We start from the raw sequence: 17,757 nt of genomic DNA on the forward strand, positions 1-17,757 counted from the left end.
TGTTAAATGGATTCCGGGTTCGATGCTTCGCATCGCCCCGGAATGACAAACACAACAACAAAGAAAAACAAAATGAGCGAAACGCCCCAATTCCTCGGCATCGTCTCCGGCCAGCGCCGCCGTTCCCATGCGGAAGTCGCCACCCGCGCCGACCGCATCGCCTCCGGCCTCGCCAAAATCGGCGTCAAGCAGGGTGACTGCGTCTGCATGCTGATGCGCAACGACATCGCCTTCCTCGAAGCCGCCTTCGCCGCGATGCGGCTCGGGGCCTATGGCGTGCCGATCAACTGGCACTTCAAGCCGGAGGAGATCAATTACATCCTCGGCGACACCGGCACCTCCGTGCTGATCGGACATGCCGACATGCTGCACGCCTTGCGCGACGTGATTCCGAACGGCGTCACCGTGCTGAGCGTGCCGACGCCGCCGGAGATCCTGCCCAGCTACAAGATCGATCCCGATCATCTGATGACGCCGGATTTCGCGATCGATTTCGAATCCTGGCTTGCGCAACTCCAGCCCTATGACGGTCCTGTCGTGCCGCAGCCGATGAACATGATCTACACGTCGGGTACGACCGGCCATCCCAAGGGCGTGCGCCGCAATGCGCCGACGCCGGACCAGCAGGCGGCCGGCGAGCGCATGCGCGCGATGATCTACGGGCTGAAACCCGGCGCTCGCGCGATCCTGCCGGGGCCGCTCTATCATTCTGCGCCGAACTCGTTCGGCATCCGCGCCGGAAAGCTCGGCGGCGTCCTGGTGCTGATGCCGCGTTTCGAGCCCGAAGAATTTCTTGAACTGATCGAGCGATACAAGATCGACACCATCTTCATGGTGCCGACCATGTTCATTCGCCTGATGAAGCTGCCGGAGGCGGTGCGCAGGACATACGACGTCTCCTCGCTCCGCCACATCATCCATGCCGCGGCACCGTGCCCGGCGGACGTCAAGCGCGCCATGATCGAGTGGTGGGGGCCGGTGATCTACGAGTTCTACGGTTCGACTGAATCCAGCGCGGTCACCTTCGCGACCTCCGAGGACGCGTTGAGGAAGCCCGGCACGGTCGGCAGGATTTCGCCCGGCGCCGAGCTGCGCTTCGTCGGCGAGGACGGAGGCTTGTTAGGCGTCGGAGAGATCGGCGAGATCTATTCCCGCATGGCCGGGATGGCGGACTTCACCTATCACAACAAGCCGGAGAAGCGTGCCGAGATCGACCGCGACGGTTTCATCACCTCAGGTGATGTCGGTTACATCGACGCGGACGGCTATGTCTTCATCTGCGACCGCAAGCGCGACATGGTGATCTCGGGCGGCGTCAACATCTATCCGGTCGAGATCGAATCCGTGCTGCACGCCGTTCCCGGCGTGCATGATTGCGCCGTGTTCGGCATCCCCGATGCCGAGTTCGGCGAGGCGCTGATGGCCGTGGTCGAGCCGCAGCCAGGCGTCACGCTCGATGCCGCCGATGTCCGTGCGCGGTTGAAGACTTCGCTGGCCGACTACAAGGTGCCCAAGCATATCGAGATCCGCAACGGTTTGCCGCGCGAAGACTCAGGCAAGATCTTCAAGCGCCGCCTGCGCGATCCCTATTGGGAGCAGGCGGGACGGAAGATCTGACGAACGTGTAGGGTGGGCAAAGCGAAAGCGTGCCCACCATGACGATCGAGGTATTGATGGTGGGCACGGCGCAAGCGCGCCTTTGCCCCACCCTACCAAGGGGAAACATTCATATGAGCGACACAACCAACGAAGTCCTCTACACCGTCGCCGACCACATCGCGACCATCACGCTGAACGCGCCGGAGCGCATGAACACGATCTCCGGGCCGATGCTGAACGATCTGGCGCGGCTGTTGACAGAGGCCAACGAGGACAAGAACGTCCGCGTCGTCATCCTCACCGGCAAGGGGCGGGCGTTCTGCGCCGGTCTCGACCTGCGCAAGGAGCGCGACGGCAACGGTCTCAGCGCGGCGTCGTCACCGACCACGATCAATTTGCGCAACACGCCGCCGACGGTGTTGCAGGCGATGGACAAGCCGACCATCTGCGCCGTCAATGGCGGCGCGGCCGGCTACGGCATGGATACCGCGCTCGGCTGCGACATCCGCATCATGGCGGAATCCTCGAAGCTCGCCGCCGCCTTCGTCAAGCGCGGTGTCGTGCCGGAATCCGGTGGCACCTGGCTGCTGCCGCGCATGCTCGGCTGGGCCAAGGCCTCCGAGCTGATCTTCACCGGCCGGACGCTGAGCGCGCGCGAATGCCTCGACTGGGGTCTCGCCAACGAGGTCGTGCCGGATACCGAGTTGATGACCCGCGCCACCGCGATCGCCCGCGAGATAGCGGCGAACGCGCCGCTCGCGGTGCAGGCCTCCAAGCGCATGATGCGGATGGGCCTCAACGAGAACTTCTCGGACCACGTCCACCACGTCTATCTCCAGCTCCTGCCGTTGTTCAAGACGCAGGACATGGCAGAAGGCATGAAGGCCTTCATGGAGAAGCGCGAGGCGAAGTTCGAGGGGAAGTAGGTCTGGATGGTCACGGCGAGATCCGGCTTGGTCTCGGGTTCCAACGGAGATCCTAGATTGCGCCATGCGTGATCCAGGCTACGCTCCTGACATCCGATTCTGATTGTCAGTCTGGAATGTCATTGTCCGTATTCTCGAAGAGCCAATTGCTTGGGCTGATCCTTGCTGCCTGCGCGGCGACGTTCAGCTCCACCGCGTTCGCCGCCACCGCCGTCCAGAAGCAGTCGGGGGCGCAGTGCCTTCAGGCACCCACCAACGAGCTCCGCATCTCTGCGTGCGGCGTGTTCCTGTCGACCAATCCGCCCGGGGAACCGAAGGCATCTGCCCTGTTCATGCGCGCCGTGGCCTACCTGGGGCAGGGTAAGCTCGATCTCGCGATGGCAGATGTTCAGCAGGCCATCGCGCTGACGAAGAACCCGCAGGCGCGAAGTGCCTTGCTCAACACGCGGGGCAATATCAGGATCGAGCAGGGGGACTTCTCGGGCGCCATCGAGGATTTCAACCTTTCGCTGGGGGCCGGATCGAGCGACCGAACCATACCTCTGAGGAACCGCGCGCGCGCCTTCGAGCGCAGCGGACAGTTCGAGTTGGCGCGCAAGGACCATGACGAGGTCATCCGGATCCGTGTGGCGTCCGGCGACAAGGTTCGCATCGCGGAGGCCTACAACAGCAGGGCGGTCGCGTTCATCACGATGGAGGAGATCGACCTCGCGTCAGCTGATCTGGCCAAGGTGCTCGAGCTCAATCCCAAATCCTCCAACGCCTATATCAATCTCGGCCTGATCCACAGGCACAGGGGTGACTATGCTGCGGCGATCGAGAACTATGACAGCGCCATCCGGTTCGATCTCGAAGAACGCGACGGCTTATACCGGGCGCGGAGAGACCAATCGACTGAAGGGCGATCTGGAAGCCGCGATCATCGATTTCAACCGGGCGATCGAGATCAATCCCGGTGCTGCGCTGGCGCTGGTCTATCGCGCCGATGCCCGGCGGTATGTCGGCGAGCTCGACCGCGCCATCGTCGATTACAATGCCGCTCTCGCCGCGCGCCCCGATTTCCCGCTCGCTTTCGTCGGACGCGGCCTTGCTCACGAGAAGCTCGGCCATATCGAGCAGGCGCGCCAGGATTTCGAGAAGGTCACCGGCCTCAATCCCTATCAATACGACACCAGCGCCGGCGCGCTGCGAACGGCAAGGGCGCGACTTGCCGCCCTCGATTCCGGGGCGCCTCAGCCCGTCATTCCGCCCGCGCCCAAGAAGGCCGTGAACCAGTATTCGATCCCGACGCCGGACGTCGTCTCCACACCCGCCGCGCCGCCTTCACCTCCGCAAAAGACCGTGCAGGCGGAGAAACCAAGGCCGAAAGCGAGTGCGAGCCCGGGTCGGCGGATTGCGCTGGTCATCGGCAATTCCGCCTATCGTAACGTCGGCGCGCTGGCCAATCCGCAAAAGGATGCGGAAGGCATTGCCAGTTCGCTGCGCCGGATCGGGTTCGACGACGTCGTGCTTGCGGTGGATCTGTCCCGCGAGAAGCTGCTCGAAGCGCTGCGCAGCTTTGCCGATCGCGCGGAGAAATCCGATTGGGCCATGGTGTACTATGCGGGCCACGGCATCGAGGTGAACGGGCAGAACTATCTGATCCCGGTCGATGCGAGACTCGCGGCGGACCGCGATGTCCAGTTCGAGGCCATTCCGACCGATCAGGTCATGGCCGCGCTCGAAGGCGCGCGAAAGCTCCGCCTGATTGTGCTCGATGCCTGCCGGGACAACCCGTTCGCCCCGCAGATGCGCAAAACGACGGTTCCAGTCGTGGAAGCGTCCGGGCGATCTGCAGCGGGCGACAGGGCCGCGACGCGCTCGATCGGGCGCGGGCTTGGCGAGGTCCGCGTATCAGGCGCCTCACTGGTCGTGTTCGCCGCCAAGCATGGCCAGGTCGCGCTCGACGGCGAGGGCGGCAATTCGCCCTTTGCGGTCGCGATGATTCAACGGATCGCCACGCCCGGCGTCGAGATCAACAAGCTGTTTCGCCTCGTCCGCGACGATGTGATGGAGGCAACGGCGGGTCGGCAGGAGCCGTATACCTACGGCTCGTTGCCGGGTGAAGATCTCTTTTTCGTCGCGTCGAACTGATCCGCGCTCTACGCCAGCTCGCCACCGACGAACAGCAGGAACGACCGGCCCGGCACCTTGTAAATGCTGTCGAACTCGAAACGATCGCCGGACGCTCCGTCGGCGATCGTCGTGTCGAGCAGCAGCGACCAGCACGGCCCTGCTGTCGTGTGCGGCAGCTTGAAATCGACCTCGCCCTCGTAGCTGTTGAGGATGATCAGCACGCTGTCGTCCTCGCCATGGCGTGCGATCGCGGTCTTGCGCGCGCGGCCGTCGAGCACGACGCCGAAGCACTTCTGCCAGCCATTCTCCCAGTCGGCGCTCGTCATCTCGCCGCCGGTGGCGTTGACCCAGACGACATCGCGGATGTCGAGCTGCGTGTCGTGCGCGCCGGTGAGGAAGCGGCTGCGGCGCAGGATCGGATAGTCGCGGCGGAGCTGGATCACGCGCTTGGTGAAGGCGAGCAGCGCCTGTGCATCCTCGCCCAAGGTCCAGTCGAACCAGGAAATGTCGCTGTCCTGGCAATAGGCGTTGTTGTTGCCCTGCTGGGTTCGGCCGAACTCGTCGCCGCCGAGCAGCATCGGCGTGCCCTGCGAGAGCAGCAGCGTCGCCAGCATGTTGCGCTTCTGCCGTTCGCGCAGCGCAATGATCTCCTTGTCGTCGGTCGGGCCTTCGACGCCGCAATTCCAGGACAGATTGTTCGAATTGCCGTCCTTGTTGTTTTCGCCATTGGCGTCGTTGTGCTTGTCGTTGTAGCTCGCCCAGTCGTTCAGCGTGAAACCGTCGTGCGCGGTGACGAAGTTGACGCTGGCCCATGAGCGCCGGCCGCCCCAGCGGTTGAAGATGTCGGGTGAGCCGAGTAGCCGGGCGGCGAGCGCCGAGGGCGAGGCCTCTCCGCGCCAGAAGTCGCGCACGATGTCGCGATATTTGTCGTTCCACTCGGCCCAGCCCGGCGGGAAGCCCCCGACCTGATAGCCGCCGGGGCCGCAATCCCAGGGCTCGGCAATCAGCTTGACGGTTGCCAGCAATGGATCCTGGTCCATCGCCTTCAGGAATCCGCTCTGCTCGTCGAAGCCGTAGACTTCGCGGGCGAGGATGGTGCCGAGGTCGAAGCGGAAGCCGTCGATATGCATGTGGCCGGCCCAATAGCGCAAGCTGTCCATCACCATCTGGATCACGCGCGGATGCGACAGGTTGACCGTGTTTCCGGTGCCGGTGTCGTTGATGTAGTAGCGCTTCCTGTCCGGCAGCAGGCGGTAGTAGCTGGCGTTGTCGATGCCCTTGAACGACAGGGTCGGCCCGAGCTCGTTGCCTTCCGCGGTGTGGTTGTAGACGACGTCGAGGATCACCTCGAGCCCGGCGCCGTGCAGCTTCGACACCATCTCCTTGAATTCGCGAAGACTGTTCGGCACGTCGGAGGCGTAGCGCGGGTCTGGCGCGAAGAAGCCGATCGAGTTGTAGCCCCAGTAATTGACCAGATCCTTCTTCAGCAGATAGTCGTCATTGATGAACGAATGCACCGGCAGCAGCTCGACCGAGGTGACGCCGAGCGATGTCAGGTGTCCGATCATCTCGGGCGCGGCGAAGCCCGCATAGGTGCCGCGGAGGTGCTCGGGCACGGCAGGATGCTTCTTCGTAAACCCCTTGACGTGTGTCTCGTAGACGATCGTCTCGTCCCAATGGACGTTCTGCCGCGCGGCCTCCGCCTGCCAGTCGAAATCCGGATCGACCACGACGCATTTCGGCATGAACGGCGCGCTGTCGCGCTCGTCGAAGGTGGTGTCGTCGCCGGTCTCCATCTTGTAGCCGAACACCGCCGGGTCCCATGTCAGGGTGCCGGCATGGGCGCGCGCATAGGGATCGAGCAGCAGCTTGTTCGGGTTGAAGCGATGGCCGGCCTCGGGCTGGTAGGGGCCGTGGACGCGGAGGCCGTAAAATGTGCCGGGCCCGACGCCGGCGATGTAGCCGTGGAAGACCTGGTCGGTGTATTCCGGCAGCTCGAAACGGTGCGTTTCGCGGTCGCCGTCGAACAGGCAGACCTCCACCTTGGTGGCGTTGGCTGAAAACACCGCAAAATTCGTGCCCTTGCCGCTCCAATGGGCACCCAGCGGATAGGGCAGGCCTTCCTCGATGACGAAATCGGACATGTAAATCCCCCAGGGCCCCATTGGCCGCGACAGCAACGCCACGGCGTCCCGATTGTTTCAATCGCCCTGCCATTCTGGTCGTCGCGTGCGTCAATTAAATGAAGCGACGGGACTCCGTGTCTCGTCGGGGGAGCTGTCTTCGCAACGACGATATTCGCGCCTATATAAGCAGCATCATTGATCGCGGATAATCCCATGACCCCCGTTTCCATCCTGCTCAACCTGCTCTGGATCCTCATCGGCGGCGCCTGGATGGCGGCCGGCTGGCTGATCGCTGCGGTCATCATGGCCGTCACCATCATCGGCCTGCCCTGGGCGCGGGCGGCGTTCAACATCGCCGTCTATACGCTGCTGCCGTTCGGCTCGAAGGCGGTCAACCGCTACGACGTCACCGGCATGAGCGATATCGGCACCGGCCCGCTCGGGGTGATCGGCAACATCATCTGGTTCGTGCTGGCCGGCTGGTGGCTCGCGCTCGGCCATCTCGTGACCGCGCTGGTGCTGGCCGTGACCATCGTCGGCATTCCCTTCGCCTGGGCCCATCTGAAGCTCGCCGGCATCGCGCTGTGGCCGATCGGCAAGGTGATCGTGCCGGCGTAGGGCCGAAAAGCGGGATGGTTGGCCTTTCTGGTTGCAACCCGACACACTTCGCGATTGTTTACGGACACAATGCGTTTGATACTGCATCTGTTCGGTGGCTTGATCTGCGCGCTGGGCGTGATTGCGATAGGTGTTTCGAGCCACGGAACAATTGAGCCCGTATTCAAAGCCGTTTGGATGCCGGCGATCTGGCTGGTTCGGCTATCGGACGAGCTATGTCCGCCAGCAGGCGTGAGATGCGCTATGGGATCGGTTAGCCAGGGCTCACATCACCTTTGGTTCGGGCTGTGCCTCATCGGCTTTTGGTGGATCGTCACGTCGCTCGCGATCTGGCTCGTCGTCCGCCGACGTCGATCATCTTCGAAACCTTAGTTACTCTCTCTCCACCATCCCTCGCGCTGCCTGACGGGCAAAACACCCTACATGCGGGTCAAGCGGCCCGCCTCAAAATATTCCGATTGACCGAATTGGTGACTTCGGCTAAACCGTATTCCATCCCGGCCCGCCAAAGGGGCGTTTCGCGATCGTCACGATACGTGAGGCCGGGATGCGATGGACGCGGCAGCGCCGGCGCGTGACGGGATGGCAGGGCGGGTCAATCCCGTGAGCCATCGCGATCCGCGGGATCGACACGGCGTGGTCACAGCGTTTCCTTTCGGCTTCGGGGGCGAGCACGCGCGAGCTTCCGGATGATCGGGGCGGGACGTCCGCGGACGGCAAAAGCGTGTGGTCCTGACGCCCGCAGGCTGGCGTCAAGGCTTGCGGTGGTGTGGCGGCCGACCGGCGCGCGCATCGATCATCCGCAAGGCGACGGGGGCAATAGTGCATCGCTCCCCGAGGAGAGCGCGCCATAAGCCGTAAAACCATTGCGCAGGGAAGGCCGGGCGACCGGCAACACCTGTGGTCACCCCGCGTGCGTCTTGCGTATGCGGATCTCGGGTGCCAGCCGGTGCCCGGCCTTCCCTGCGCCCTTTGTTCTCGACGAGGGCGAAACGGACAGCAAAACTCGGGCAGACTATGCCGCGAGACCGCGAAGGCGTGGCTCGAATGTGCGTCGCCCCCAAACTCATCTTGCGCTGCGGCAAAAAACTTGCACACTCGAACGGGCCGGGGAGCCATAGGGAGCTCTAGAAGGAGCGCGCGCCGATGTCCCTCCAAACCGTATCATCCGATGCCAGCGAGCAACGCCCCAACCGGCCCGAAGACGTCCAGGCGCTGGACGCGGATGCGCGGCTGCGGGACGACATCCGCCTGCTCGGGCGTATTCTGGGCGACACGGTGCGCGACCAGGAGGGTGCCGATGTGTTCGACCTGGTCGAGCGCATCCGCCAGACCTCGATCCGGTTCCACCGCGACGAGGACCGGCTCGCCCGCCGCGAGCTCGAGCAGATCCTCGACAGCATGTCGACCTCCGAGACGGTGCGGATCGTCCGCGCCTTCAGCTATTTCTCCCACCTCGCCAACATCGCCGAGGACCAGAACAACATCCGCCAGATGCGCGCCCGCAGTGCCGCCAGTGGCTCCGGCGTGCTGGCGGAAACGCTGGCCCATGCCAAAGCCGCTGGGATCGATGCGGATGCGCTGCGGAGTTTCTTCAAGACCGCGCTGGTCAGCCCGGTCCTGACCGCGCACCCGACCGAGGTCCGCCGCAAGAGCACGATGGACCGCGAGATGGAGGTGGCCAGCCTGCTCGACCGCCGCGAGCGCGTCGCGCTGACCGCGGACGAGGTCGCGGCCTCCGACGAGCAGCTTCGCCGCGAGGTGCTGACGCTGTGGCAGACCAATCTGCTCCGCCGCACCAAGCTCACCGTGCTCGACGAGGTCGCCAACGGGCTGTCGTTCTACGATTACACATTTCTTCGCGAGGTTCCGCGGCTGGTCAATAAGCTGGAGGACCGGCTGGAGGAGGGCGGCGAGCAGGCCGCGGGCGAACTCGCCTCGTTCCTGCGCATGGGAAGCTGGATCGGCGGCGACCGCGACGGCAATCCGTTCGTTACCGCCGACGTGATGCGCGGCACGCTGCGGCTGCAGTCGAGCCGGGTGATGCAGTTCTATCTGGAAGAGCTGCACGTGCTCGGCTCCGAGCTGTCGATCGCGGCGCATCTGGCCGACATCTCCGAGGAGTTGCGCACCCTGGCGGAGCGTTCGCCCGACACCTCGCCGCACCGGATCGGCGAGCCCTATCGTCTCGCGGTCTCCGGCATCTATGCCCGCCTGACCGCGACGGCCGAAAAGCTCCAGGTCGAGATCACCCGCCGGCCGGTCGGCAAGGGCGCGCCCTATGGCAGCGTCAGGGAGTTCCAGGCCGATCTCGACGTGCTGCATCGTTCCTTGATCGCCAACAACGCCGGCGTCATCGCGCGCGGCAGGCTGCGGCTGCTGCGGCGCGCGGTGGACTGCTTCGGATTCCATCTGGCGCGGCTCGACATCCGCCAGAATTCCGCCGTGCACGAGCGCACCATCGCCGAGCTGATGGACGCCGCCAACCCCGGCATGTCCTATCTCGCGCTCGGCGAGGACGCACGCATCTCGCTGCTGACCAACGAGTTGCGCAGCCCGCGTGCGCTGGTGTCGCCATTCGTCAAGTACAGCGACGAGACCATGGGCGAGCTCAACGTCTTCCATGGCGCCGCGGAGGCGCATGCGAAGTTCGGCTCGGACGCCATTCCCCAATGCATCATCTCGATGTGCAAGAGCATGTCCGACATGCTCGAGGTCGCCGTGCTCCTGAAGGAGGTCGGCCTCGTTCATCCCTCCGGGCGCAGCGCCATCAACATCGTGCCGCTGTTCGAGACCATCGAGGATTTGCAGGCCTCATCCGTCATCATGGATCGGATGCTGTCGCTGCATGATTACCGTCGCCTCGTCGATAGCTGTGGCGGGGTGCAGGAGGTCATGCTCGGCTATTCCGACAGCAACAAGGATGGCGGCTTCGTCACCTCGGGCTGGGAGCTCTACAAGGCCGAGATCGGTCTCGTCGAGGTGTTCGAGCGGCATCACGTGCGCCTGCGCCTGTTCCATGGCCGCGGCGGCTCGGTCGGCCGCGGCGGTGGCCCCAGCTACGACGCCATCATCGCGCAGCCCGGCGGCGCGGTGAACGGCCAGATCCGCATCACCGAGCAAGGCGAGATCATCTCGTCGAAATATTCCAACGCCGAGGTCGGCCGCAGCAATCTGGAGGTTCTCGCGGCCGCGACGCTGGAGGCGAGCCTGCTGCATCCGCGCCAGAGCGCGCCGCGCCGTGAATATCTCACCACGATGGACGAACTGTCGGGCCTCGCCTTCAAGGCCTATCGCGGTCTCGTCTACGAGACAGAAGGCTTCGTCGACTATTTCTGGGCCTCGACCGTGATCAACGAGATCGCGACGCTCAACATCGGCAGCCGTCCGGCTTCGCGCAAGAAGACCCGCGCGATCGAGGATTTGCGCGCCATTCCCTGGGTGTTCTCGTGGGCGCAGTGCCGCCTGATGCTGCCGGGCTGGTACGGCTTCGGAAGCGCGGTCGAACAGTGGATCGCGGCGCATCCCGACAAGGGCATGCCGTTCCTCAAAGAACTCTACAAGGAATGGCCGTTCTTCCGCATGCTGCTCTCGAACATGGACATGGTGCTCGCCAAGAGCTCGATCGCGATCGCCTCGCGCTATGCCGAGCTCGTCCCGGACGAGGCATTGCGTGAAAAAATCTTCGGCCGCATCCGCCGCGAATGGCATTCTTGCATCGAAACGCTGCTCGACATCATGGGCCAGGACCGCCTGCTGCAAGGCAACCCGCTGCTGGAGCGCTCCGTGCGCCACCGCTTCCCCTATCTCGATCCGCTCAACCACGTGCAGGTCGAGCTGCTGAAAGAGCACCGCGCGCAGAACCCGGACGAGCAGGTGCTGCGCGGGATTCAGCTCACGATCAACGGGATTTCGGCGGGGCTGCGGAATACGGGGTAATTTCAAGAGCGACGTCGCCGCTCCGCATTCAGTCGTCATGCCCGGGCTTGTCCCGGGCATCCACGTTCTTCGTGCCGTGCGTCAAGGCGTGGATGGCCGGGACAAGCCCGGCCATGACGGAGAGAGTTCGCTCTTTAAACCGGATCCCACGGGAAAATATCCGCGGACCGGTCGAGCTTGTAGAACGAGCCCTTCAGCGCCGGCATGCCGTGTTCGGCGATCGACTGCGGCGTCCAGCCTTCGCTCCGGTGCACCGAGCGCAGCGGGCGGTTCTGGCTGAACAGGAACAGCTCGTTCATGCGCGCGCCGAAGATCTGCCCGGTGACATCCTTGGCGGCATCGGAGAGCAAATAGGCGCAGATCGGCGCGATCTTCTCCGGGCCCATCTGCTTGATCTTCTCGACCCGCGCCTTCTCGGCGTCGGTCTCGGTCGGGATGGTGCCGATCATCCGGGTCCAGGCGAACGGCGAGACGCAGTTCGAGCGGACGTTGAAGCGGCCCATGTCGAGTGCGATGGATTTGGAGAGCCCGACGATGCCGAGCTTGGCGGCGGCGTAGTTGGCCTGGCCGAAATTGCCGATCAGGCCCGAGGTCGAGGTGAAGTGCACGAAGGAGCCGGATTCCTGCTCGCGGAAGATGCGCGCGGCGGCGTGGCTGACATAGAACGAGCCCATCAGATGAACCTTGATGACGGCCTCGAAGGCTTCCACGCTCATCTTGTGGAAGATCATGTCGCGCAGGATGCCGGCATTGTTGACGACACCGTCGAGCCGGCCGAAATGGTCGGTCGCGGCCTTCACGATCTTGCTGGCGGGGATCGCCTCCGCCACCGACTCGAAATTGGCAATGGCGGTGCCGCCGCGCTTTTGATCTCCTCGACCACTTCCTCGGCCGGCGCGGCGCTGGTGCCGGCGCCGTCGGCGGCCACGCCGGGATCGTTGACGACGACCTTGGCGCCTTCCGCCGCGCACAGCAGCGCGATCTCGCGTCCGATGCCGCGGCCCGCGCCGGTGACGATGATGACCTTGTCGTTCAGTGATTTGCTCATGTGGTTACCTCTCGTTCGTAAATACGATCGTGCCACTGGCGGCGAACATGCCGCCGACGCCGTGGCACACCGAAATCTTCGCGTTCGGCACCTGCGCCGGCGCGATGCCGCGCATCTGCCGCACGCTCTCCTGCAGTGCGTACATGCCGTACATGCCCGAATGCATGTAGCTCAATCCGCCGCCATTGGTGTTGAGCGGCAGTTTGCCGCCGGGGCGGGTGTTGCCGTCCGCGATGAACTTGCCGGTCTCCTCATGCGGCATGAAGCCGAGATCGCCGAGGCCGAACAGCGGCAGATGCGCAAACGCGTCGTAGATCATGAGATGATCGACGTCCTTGTGCGCGATGCCGGCCTCCCTGAACGCCAGCGGACCGGCGGTCGTGAAGGCGCGCGAGGAGTTGAACGTCTCCATCTGGCTGACCATCGGCGTCTCCACGCTCTCGCCGGTGCCCATGATGTAGACCGGCTTGCGCGGAAAGTCCTTGGCGCGGTCGGCCGAGGTCAGGATCAGCGCGCCGCCGCCGTCGGTGACGAGGCAGCACTGCAGCAGGCGGAACGGATAGGCGATCATGCGCGAGTTGAGGACATCGGCGACCGTGATCGGGTCCTTCATCATCGCGCGCGGATTCTTCGCCGCCCATTCCCGCTGCACCACGGCCACCGACGCGAGCTGTTCATGCGTGATGCCGTGGGTCTTCATGAAGCGCAGCACGGGGATCGGGAACATGCTGGGCGGTCCGTAGACGCCGTAAGGCGCCTCGAACTGGCCTTGCAGGCTGTCGGCGGGGATCGAGCGCGGCGCCTTGCCGATCATCGACTTGCCGCTCTCGGCATGCGTGATCAGCACGGTCTTGCACAGACCTGCCTCGATTGCCGCGGCGGCATGGCGAACATGCAGCATGAACGAGCAACCGCCGACCGAGGTCCCGTCGACCCAGGTCGGCTTGATGCCGAGATAGTGGCAGACCTGCTGCGGCGTCTCGACCGCGGTGGCAAAGCCGTCGATGTCGGAGAGCTTCAGCCCTGCATCGGCAATGGCGTTGAGCGCCGCGTCCGCGTGAAGCTGCAGCTGCGAGGCGTTGGGAATGACGCCGAGTTCGGTGGTCTCGGCCGCGCCGACGACGGCAACCTGGTTGCTGCGCATGGTCTATCCCTTCGCCGGACGGAAGACGGGGAGGGTGATCTTGTCGTCGAGCGCCTCGAAGGCCACTTCGAGCTTCATGTCGAGTTCGAGCGCCTCCGGGGTCTGCGGGCAGTCGATGATGTTGCTCATCATCCGCGGCCCCTCGGCCAACTCGACCACCGCGATCGCGTAAGGCGGCGTGAAGCCGGGTGCCGCGGGGCGGTGGTTGATCACGTAGCTGTAGAGGAAGCCCTTGCCGCTCGCCTTGAAGATGCTGACCTTGCGCGAGGCGCAGGACGGGCAGAACGGGCGCGGCGGGAAATAGACATGCGCGCAGGCGTCGCAGCGCTGCAGGCGCAGTTCGCCCGCCTTGGCGCCCTCCCAGAAATGCTGGGTCTCCGGCGTCGGTTTCGGTCGCGCGCGCTGCGGTTCGGCCATGTCGGCAGCTCCTCCCAAAAAGGCTCAGGTTTCAGACCTGCCTGTTCCACTCTTGATGCGACAATCGACCATGGCGCGTCAACGGTCCAGCAATGCGCATGCATGCCATCATGCGCACAATGCTTGTGTCGAACCGAGCCGGCGCTATAGATTGCGCGCGCAATATTCCGTGAGACAGACATGACCGATTTTCCGACACTGGCGAAGCTCGCCGACGACCTCGAAAGCGGCCGCACCACCTCCCGCAAGCTGGTCGAGGCCTGCATCGCCAGGATCGCCGATCCCGCCGGCGAGGGCCAGCGCACCTTCATCCACGTCGACAAGGACGCTGCGCTTGCCGCTGCGGACGCCATGGACGGCTTGCGCAAGGCGAAAGCCGCGCCGTCGCGCTATGCCGGGATCCCGGTTTCGATCAAGGATCTGTTCGACATCAGGGGTCAGGTGACGCGCGCCGGCTCTCGTGCGCTCGATGATTCCCCGGCGGCCGAGCAGGACGCCGCGACGGTGGCGCGGCTGCGCAAGGCCGGCTTCGTCGTGATCGGGCGCACCAACATGACCGAGTTCGCCTATTCCGGCATCGGCATCAATCCGCATTACGGCACGCCGAAAGGAGCCTGGAACCGGGCCGAGGGACATGTGCCCGGCGGCTCGTCGTCCGGTGCCGCGGTCTCCGTGCTCGACGGCATGGCGCACGGCGCGCTCGGCACCGACACCGGCGGCTCCTGCCGCATTCCCGCCGCCTATAACGGCATCGTCGGCTACAAGCCGACCCAGCGCCGCGTGCCGCTCGATGGCGCCGTGCCGCTGTCGTTCTCGCTTGACAGCATCGGGCCGCTGGCACGATCGGTCAGCTGCTGTGCCATTCTGGACGCGGTGCTCGCGAACGAACCGATCATCGCGCTGAAGCCGCGTCCCGCGAAGGGCATGCGGCTGGCAGTGCCGACCACGATCGCGCTCGACGACCTCGATGCAGAGGTCTCAGCGACGTTCGAGCGCGCCCTGAAATCACTCGCCGACCACGGCGCCATCATCGAGCGGATCGAGATGGCCGAATTCCACGACATCGGCCCGATGAATGCCAAGGGCGGCTTTGCCGCCTCCGAAAGCTATGCCTGGCATCGCTACCTCCTCACCTCGAAGGGAGACGTCTATGATCCTCGCGTCTCCGTGCGAATCCTGCGCGGCGAGGCACAGAGCGCGGCCGACTATATCGATCTCCTCAACGAGCGCCGCTCGCTGATCGCCCGCGTCAACGCCCGCATCGCGCCCTATGACGCCCTGGTGCTTCCGACCACCGCCAACACGCCGCCGAAGATCGCGGATCTCGCCGACGACAAGGCGTTCACCACGCAGAACCTGCGCGCTCTACGCAATTGTACTCTGATCAACATGATCGACGGCTGCGCTATCTCGCTGCCCGCACATCGTGACGGCGAAATTCCCGTCGGCCTGATGCTGGCGGGGGCGGGCGGCTCGGACCGTCGCATCTTTGAACTTGCTGCCGGCATGGAGGCCGTCATTCGTGTTTGACCTGACTTTCACCGTCGACGCCCAGGACACCACCACGCCGCTAACGCTGGCGATCGACCAGATGGTCATCGCCGGCTGGACCGGCCGCGATCCGGTCGCGCGCGACAAGCACATCAAAGAGCTGCAGGAGATGGGCATCGCCCCGCCGGCCTCGACGCCGATCTACTATCGTGGCGCGGCGCGACGGCTGACCCAGGAAGATAGCATCGAGTGCACCGGTGGAGATTCCTCCGGCGAAGTCGAGTTCGTGCTGGTCGGCTGGCAGGGCCGCATCTTCGTCGGCTGCGGCTCGGACCATACCGACCGCAAGGTCGAGGCCTACAATGTCACCGTGTCCAAGCAGATGTGCGACAAGCCGATCGCATCGACGCTGTGGGAGCTCGAGGACGTCATCGGCCACTGGGACAGGATGATACTGCGCTCCTGGGCCACCATCAAGGGCGAGCGCGTGCTCTATCAGGAGGGCACGCTCGACGCGATGCTGCCGGTCGCCGACCTCATCGCGCGCGGTTTCGATGGCGCGAAATTCCCCGACGGCTGCGCCATGTTCGGCGGCACCTTTGCGGCCAAAGGCGGCATCCGCCCCGCCGACCGCTTCGATTTTGAGCTGGAAGACCCCGTGCTGAAGCGAACGATCAGGCACGGCTATGATGTGGTGATGTTGCCGGTGCGGGGCTAATCTGCCTCCGCACCGTCATTGCGAGGAGCACTTGCGACGAAGCAATCCAGGCTTGTTCCGCGGAGGGACTCTGAATGGTTTCGCTTCGCTCGCAATGACGGGGAGGTAGTCATCGGAAATCGGGTGGCGTTGGGCGTGCCGGACCTGAGAAAGTGATCGCCATGACAGCAACAGCGCGCAAATCGCCTCCTTCGCCCCACACCGACCTCGCCTCCCACGTCGACACCCTCGACTGGCCCCAGATCACCGGCGAGCTCGAAACCCAGGGCTGCGCCGTCCTCAAGAGCCTGCTGACGCCGGACCAATGCCGCGCCATCGCCGAACTCTACCCCAACGACACAGGCTTCCGCAGCCGCATCGTCATGGGTCGCCATGGCTTTGGCCGCGGCGAGTACAAATATTTCTCCTATCCGCTCCCCGACCTGATCGCGCAATTGCGCCCGGCGCTCTATGCGCATCTGCAGGCCGTCGCGAACCGCTGGAACGAGGCGATGGGGATCGACATTCGCTATCCCGCCGCGCACGCGGCCTTCCTCAGGCGCTGCCACGACGCGGGCCAGGCACGCCCAACGCCGCTGCTGCTGCAATACGAAGCCGGCGACTTCAATTGCCTGCATCAGGACCTCTATGGCGAGCACGTATTCCCGCTCCAGGTCGCGATCCTGCTCTCCGAGCCCGGTCGGGATTTCACCGGCGGCGAGTTCGTGCTGACCGAGCAGCGCCCGCGCATGCAGTCCCGCGCTGAAGTGGTTCCGCTGGCGCAGGGCGATGCAGTCGCCTTCGCTGTGCATCACCGCCCGGTGCAGGGGACACGCGGCACCTACCGCGTTAACCTCCGCCATGGCGTCAGCCGTATCAGATCCGGCCAGCGCCACACCTTGGGTGTGATTTTTCACGATGCCAAATGAGCGCTGCGATTGACGGCTGATTTGTTCGACACCGTCGCCGAAGCCCAGCCGTCGCGCGAGGAGATCGCCGACGGCGCCATTCTGCTGCGCGGATTCGTCAAGCCGATCGAGAGCGAGCTGATCGAAGCCGTGCGTGCCATCGTCGGGCAGTCGCCGTTCCGGCGCATGACCACGCCCGGCGGCCATCTGATGTCGGTAGCCATGACCAATTGCGGCGAGCGCGGCTGGATCACGGATCACACCGGCTATCGCTACGACCCGATCGATCCGAAAACCGGCGCGCCGTGGCCGGCGATGCCGCTCGTGCTCTGCGATCTCGCCCGGCGCGTGGCAGAGCAGGGCGGTTTCACGGGCTTCGCGCCCGATGCCTGCCTCGTCAATCGCTACGAGCCCGGCACGCGGTTGTCGCTGCATCAGGACAAGGACGAGCTGGACTTTTCGGCGCCGATCGTCTCGGTCTCGCTCGGGTTGCCCGCGACATTCCTGTTCGGCGGCCTGGCGCGCAACGACAAGCCGCGCCGCTTCAGGCTGGTCCATGGCGACGTCGTAGTTTGGGGCGGGGCGAGCAGGCTCGCCTATCATGGCGTGGCGCCCCTCGCCGACGGCGAGCACCCGCTGCTCGGGCGCAAGCGGATCAATTTGACGTTCCGAAAGGTCCGCTGACACGTTTCCTCGCAGCCCTCGCTCGTCTAAGGTTCCGGTGGGGGA

General features: G+C 64.7%; 12 protein-coding genes and 2 pseudogenes. 10 read left to right on the plus strand and 4 right to left on the minus strand.

Annotation, left to right across the window (positions count from 1 at the left end; all coding sequences use genetic code 11):
• The first annotated feature begins 72 nt into the window (after positions 1 to 72).
• The 4 genes and pseudogenes from ACQ86E_RS24170 to ACQ86E_RS24185 all read left to right on the plus strand — a co-directional run bounded on the left by ACQ86E_RS24170 (position 73) and on the right by ACQ86E_RS24185 (position 4,658).
• Positions 73 to 1,617, plus strand: coding sequence for an acyl-CoA synthetase (locus ACQ86E_RS24170; RefSeq protein ID WP_431202117.1), 1,545 nt, complete (start codon positions 73 to 75; stop codon positions 1,615 to 1,617).
• A 113-nt stretch (positions 1,618 to 1,730) separates the two neighbouring features.
• Complete coding sequence (locus ACQ86E_RS24175) at positions 1,731 to 2,525, plus strand: enoyl-CoA hydratase/isomerase family protein (RefSeq protein WP_431202118.1); 795 nt, start codon at positions 1,731 to 1,733, stop codon at positions 2,523 to 2,525.
• 332 nt (positions 2,526 to 2,857) lie between these two features.
• Positions 2,858 to 3,334: pseudogene (locus ACQ86E_RS24180) on the plus strand (tetratricopeptide repeat protein); the annotation flags it as partial.
• Positions 3,335 to 3,350: 16 nt separating this feature from the next.
• Entirely contained in the window at positions 3,351 to 4,658 is a 1,308-nt protein-coding gene (locus ACQ86E_RS24185; RefSeq protein ID WP_431202119.1) for a caspase family protein, read from the plus strand.
• An 8-nt stretch (positions 4,659 to 4,666) separates the two neighbouring features.
• Here the strand turns inward: ACQ86E_RS24185 and glgX are convergent, their stop codons facing one another.
• Positions 4,667 to 6,784, minus strand: coding sequence for a glycogen debranching protein GlgX (glgX, locus tag ACQ86E_RS24190; protein WP_431202120.1), 2,118 nt, complete (start codon positions 6,782 to 6,784; stop codon positions 4,667 to 4,669).
• Between the two features lie 195 nt (positions 6,785 to 6,979).
• On the opposite strand from glgX, the gene ACQ86E_RS24195 reads away from it, so the two are divergent.
• Both ACQ86E_RS24195 and ppc read left to right on the plus strand, forming a co-directional pair.
• Positions 6,980 to 7,384 carry a YccF domain-containing protein gene (locus ACQ86E_RS24195; RefSeq protein ID WP_431202121.1) on the plus strand — a complete coding sequence of 135 codons (405 nt, stop codon included), beginning with the start codon at positions 6,980 to 6,982 and terminating at the stop codon, positions 7,382 to 7,384.
• Between the two features lie 1,146 nt (positions 7,385 to 8,530).
• Positions 8,531 to 11,323 carry a phosphoenolpyruvate carboxylase gene (gene ppc, locus ACQ86E_RS24200; RefSeq protein WP_431202122.1) on the plus strand — a complete coding sequence of 931 codons (2,793 nt, stop codon included), beginning with the start codon at positions 8,531 to 8,533 and terminating at the stop codon, positions 11,321 to 11,323.
• A gap of 134 nt (positions 11,324 to 11,457) precedes the next feature.
• Here the strand turns inward: ppc and ACQ86E_RS24205 are convergent.
• From ACQ86E_RS24205 to ACQ86E_RS24215, 3 genes and pseudogenes are all read right to left on the minus strand, one after another.
• A pseudogene (locus tag ACQ86E_RS24205) lies at positions 11,458 to 12,371 on the minus strand (SDR family oxidoreductase).
• Positions 12,372 to 12,375: 4 nt separating this feature from the next.
• Positions 12,376 to 13,515: a thiolase C-terminal domain-containing protein gene (locus tag ACQ86E_RS24210; protein WP_431202123.1), complete on the minus strand. Its 1,140-nt coding sequence runs from the start codon at positions 13,513 to 13,515 to the stop codon at positions 12,376 to 12,378.
• A 3-nt stretch (positions 13,516 to 13,518) separates the two neighbouring features.
• Positions 13,519 to 13,932, minus strand: coding sequence for a Zn-ribbon domain-containing OB-fold protein (locus tag ACQ86E_RS24215; RefSeq protein WP_431202124.1), 414 nt, complete (start codon positions 13,930 to 13,932; stop codon positions 13,519 to 13,521).
• Between the two features lie 180 nt (positions 13,933 to 14,112).
• Here ACQ86E_RS24215 and ACQ86E_RS24220 point away from each other — a divergent pair, with 180 nt between their 5' ends.
• The 4 genes from ACQ86E_RS24220 (at position 14,113) to alkB (ending at position 17,712) form a co-directional block, all read left to right on the plus strand.
• The gene (locus tag ACQ86E_RS24220; RefSeq protein WP_431202125.1) at positions 14,113 to 15,462 is read left to right on the plus strand and encodes an amidase; all 1,350 of its coding nucleotides are present in this window, start codon (positions 14,113 to 14,115) and stop codon (positions 15,460 to 15,462) included.
• Positions 15,455 to 16,141, plus strand: coding sequence for a DUF2848 domain-containing protein (locus ACQ86E_RS24225; protein ID WP_431202126.1), 687 nt, complete (start codon positions 15,455 to 15,457; stop codon positions 16,139 to 16,141). Before ACQ86E_RS24220 ends, ACQ86E_RS24225 begins: the two co-directional genes overlap by 8 nt.
• Before the next feature lie 161 nt (positions 16,142 to 16,302).
• A complete protein-coding gene (locus ACQ86E_RS24230) occupies positions 16,303 to 17,049 on the plus strand; it encodes a 2OG-Fe(II) oxygenase (protein WP_431202127.1) in 747 nt (248 codons plus the stop codon).
• Between the two features lie 9 nt (positions 17,050 to 17,058).
• Positions 17,059 to 17,712: a DNA oxidative demethylase AlkB gene (gene alkB, locus ACQ86E_RS24235; RefSeq protein WP_431202128.1), complete on the plus strand. Its 654-nt coding sequence runs from the start codon at positions 17,059 to 17,061 to the stop codon at positions 17,710 to 17,712.
• Positions 17,713 to 17,757 lie beyond the last annotated feature (45 nt).

Source organism: Bradyrhizobium betae (assembly GCF_050632175.1).
Lineage (GTDB): Bacteria > Pseudomonadota > Alphaproteobacteria > Rhizobiales > Xanthobacteraceae > Bradyrhizobium > Bradyrhizobium betae_B.

Excerpts from the sequence above, each read along its gene's own strand:
- ACQ86E_RS24170 (WP_431202117.1), top strand. The coding sequence starts at position 73 with ATGAGCGAAACGCCCCAATTCCTCGGCATCGTCTCCGGCCAGCGCCGC.
- ACQ86E_RS24175 (WP_431202118.1), top strand. The coding sequence starts at position 1,731 with ATGAGCGACACAACCAACGAAGTCCTCTACACCGTCGCCGACCACATC.
- ACQ86E_RS24185 (WP_431202119.1), top strand. The coding sequence starts at position 3,351 with ATGACAGCGCCATCCGGTTCGATCTCGAAGAACGCGACGGCTTATACC.
- glgX (WP_431202120.1), bottom strand. The coding sequence starts at position 6,784 with ATGTCCGATTTCGTCATCGAGGAAGGCCTGCCCTATCCGCTGGGTGCC.
- ACQ86E_RS24195 (WP_431202121.1), top strand. The coding sequence starts at position 6,980 with ATGACCCCCGTTTCCATCCTGCTCAACCTGCTCTGGATCCTCATCGGC.
- ppc (WP_431202122.1), top strand. The coding sequence starts at position 8,531 with ATGTCCCTCCAAACCGTATCATCCGATGCCAGCGAGCAACGCCCCAAC.
- ACQ86E_RS24210 (WP_431202123.1), bottom strand. The coding sequence starts at position 13,515 with ATGCGCAGCAACCAGGTTGCCGTCGTCGGCGCGGCCGAGACCACCGAA.
- ACQ86E_RS24215 (WP_431202124.1), bottom strand. The coding sequence starts at position 13,932 with ATGGCCGAACCGCAGCGCGCGCGACCGAAACCGACGCCGGAGACCCAG.
- ACQ86E_RS24220 (WP_431202125.1), top strand. The coding sequence starts at position 14,113 with ATGACCGATTTTCCGACACTGGCGAAGCTCGCCGACGACCTCGAAAGC.
- ACQ86E_RS24230 (WP_431202127.1), top strand. The coding sequence starts at position 16,303 with ATGACAGCAACAGCGCGCAAATCGCCTCCTTCGCCCCACACCGACCTC.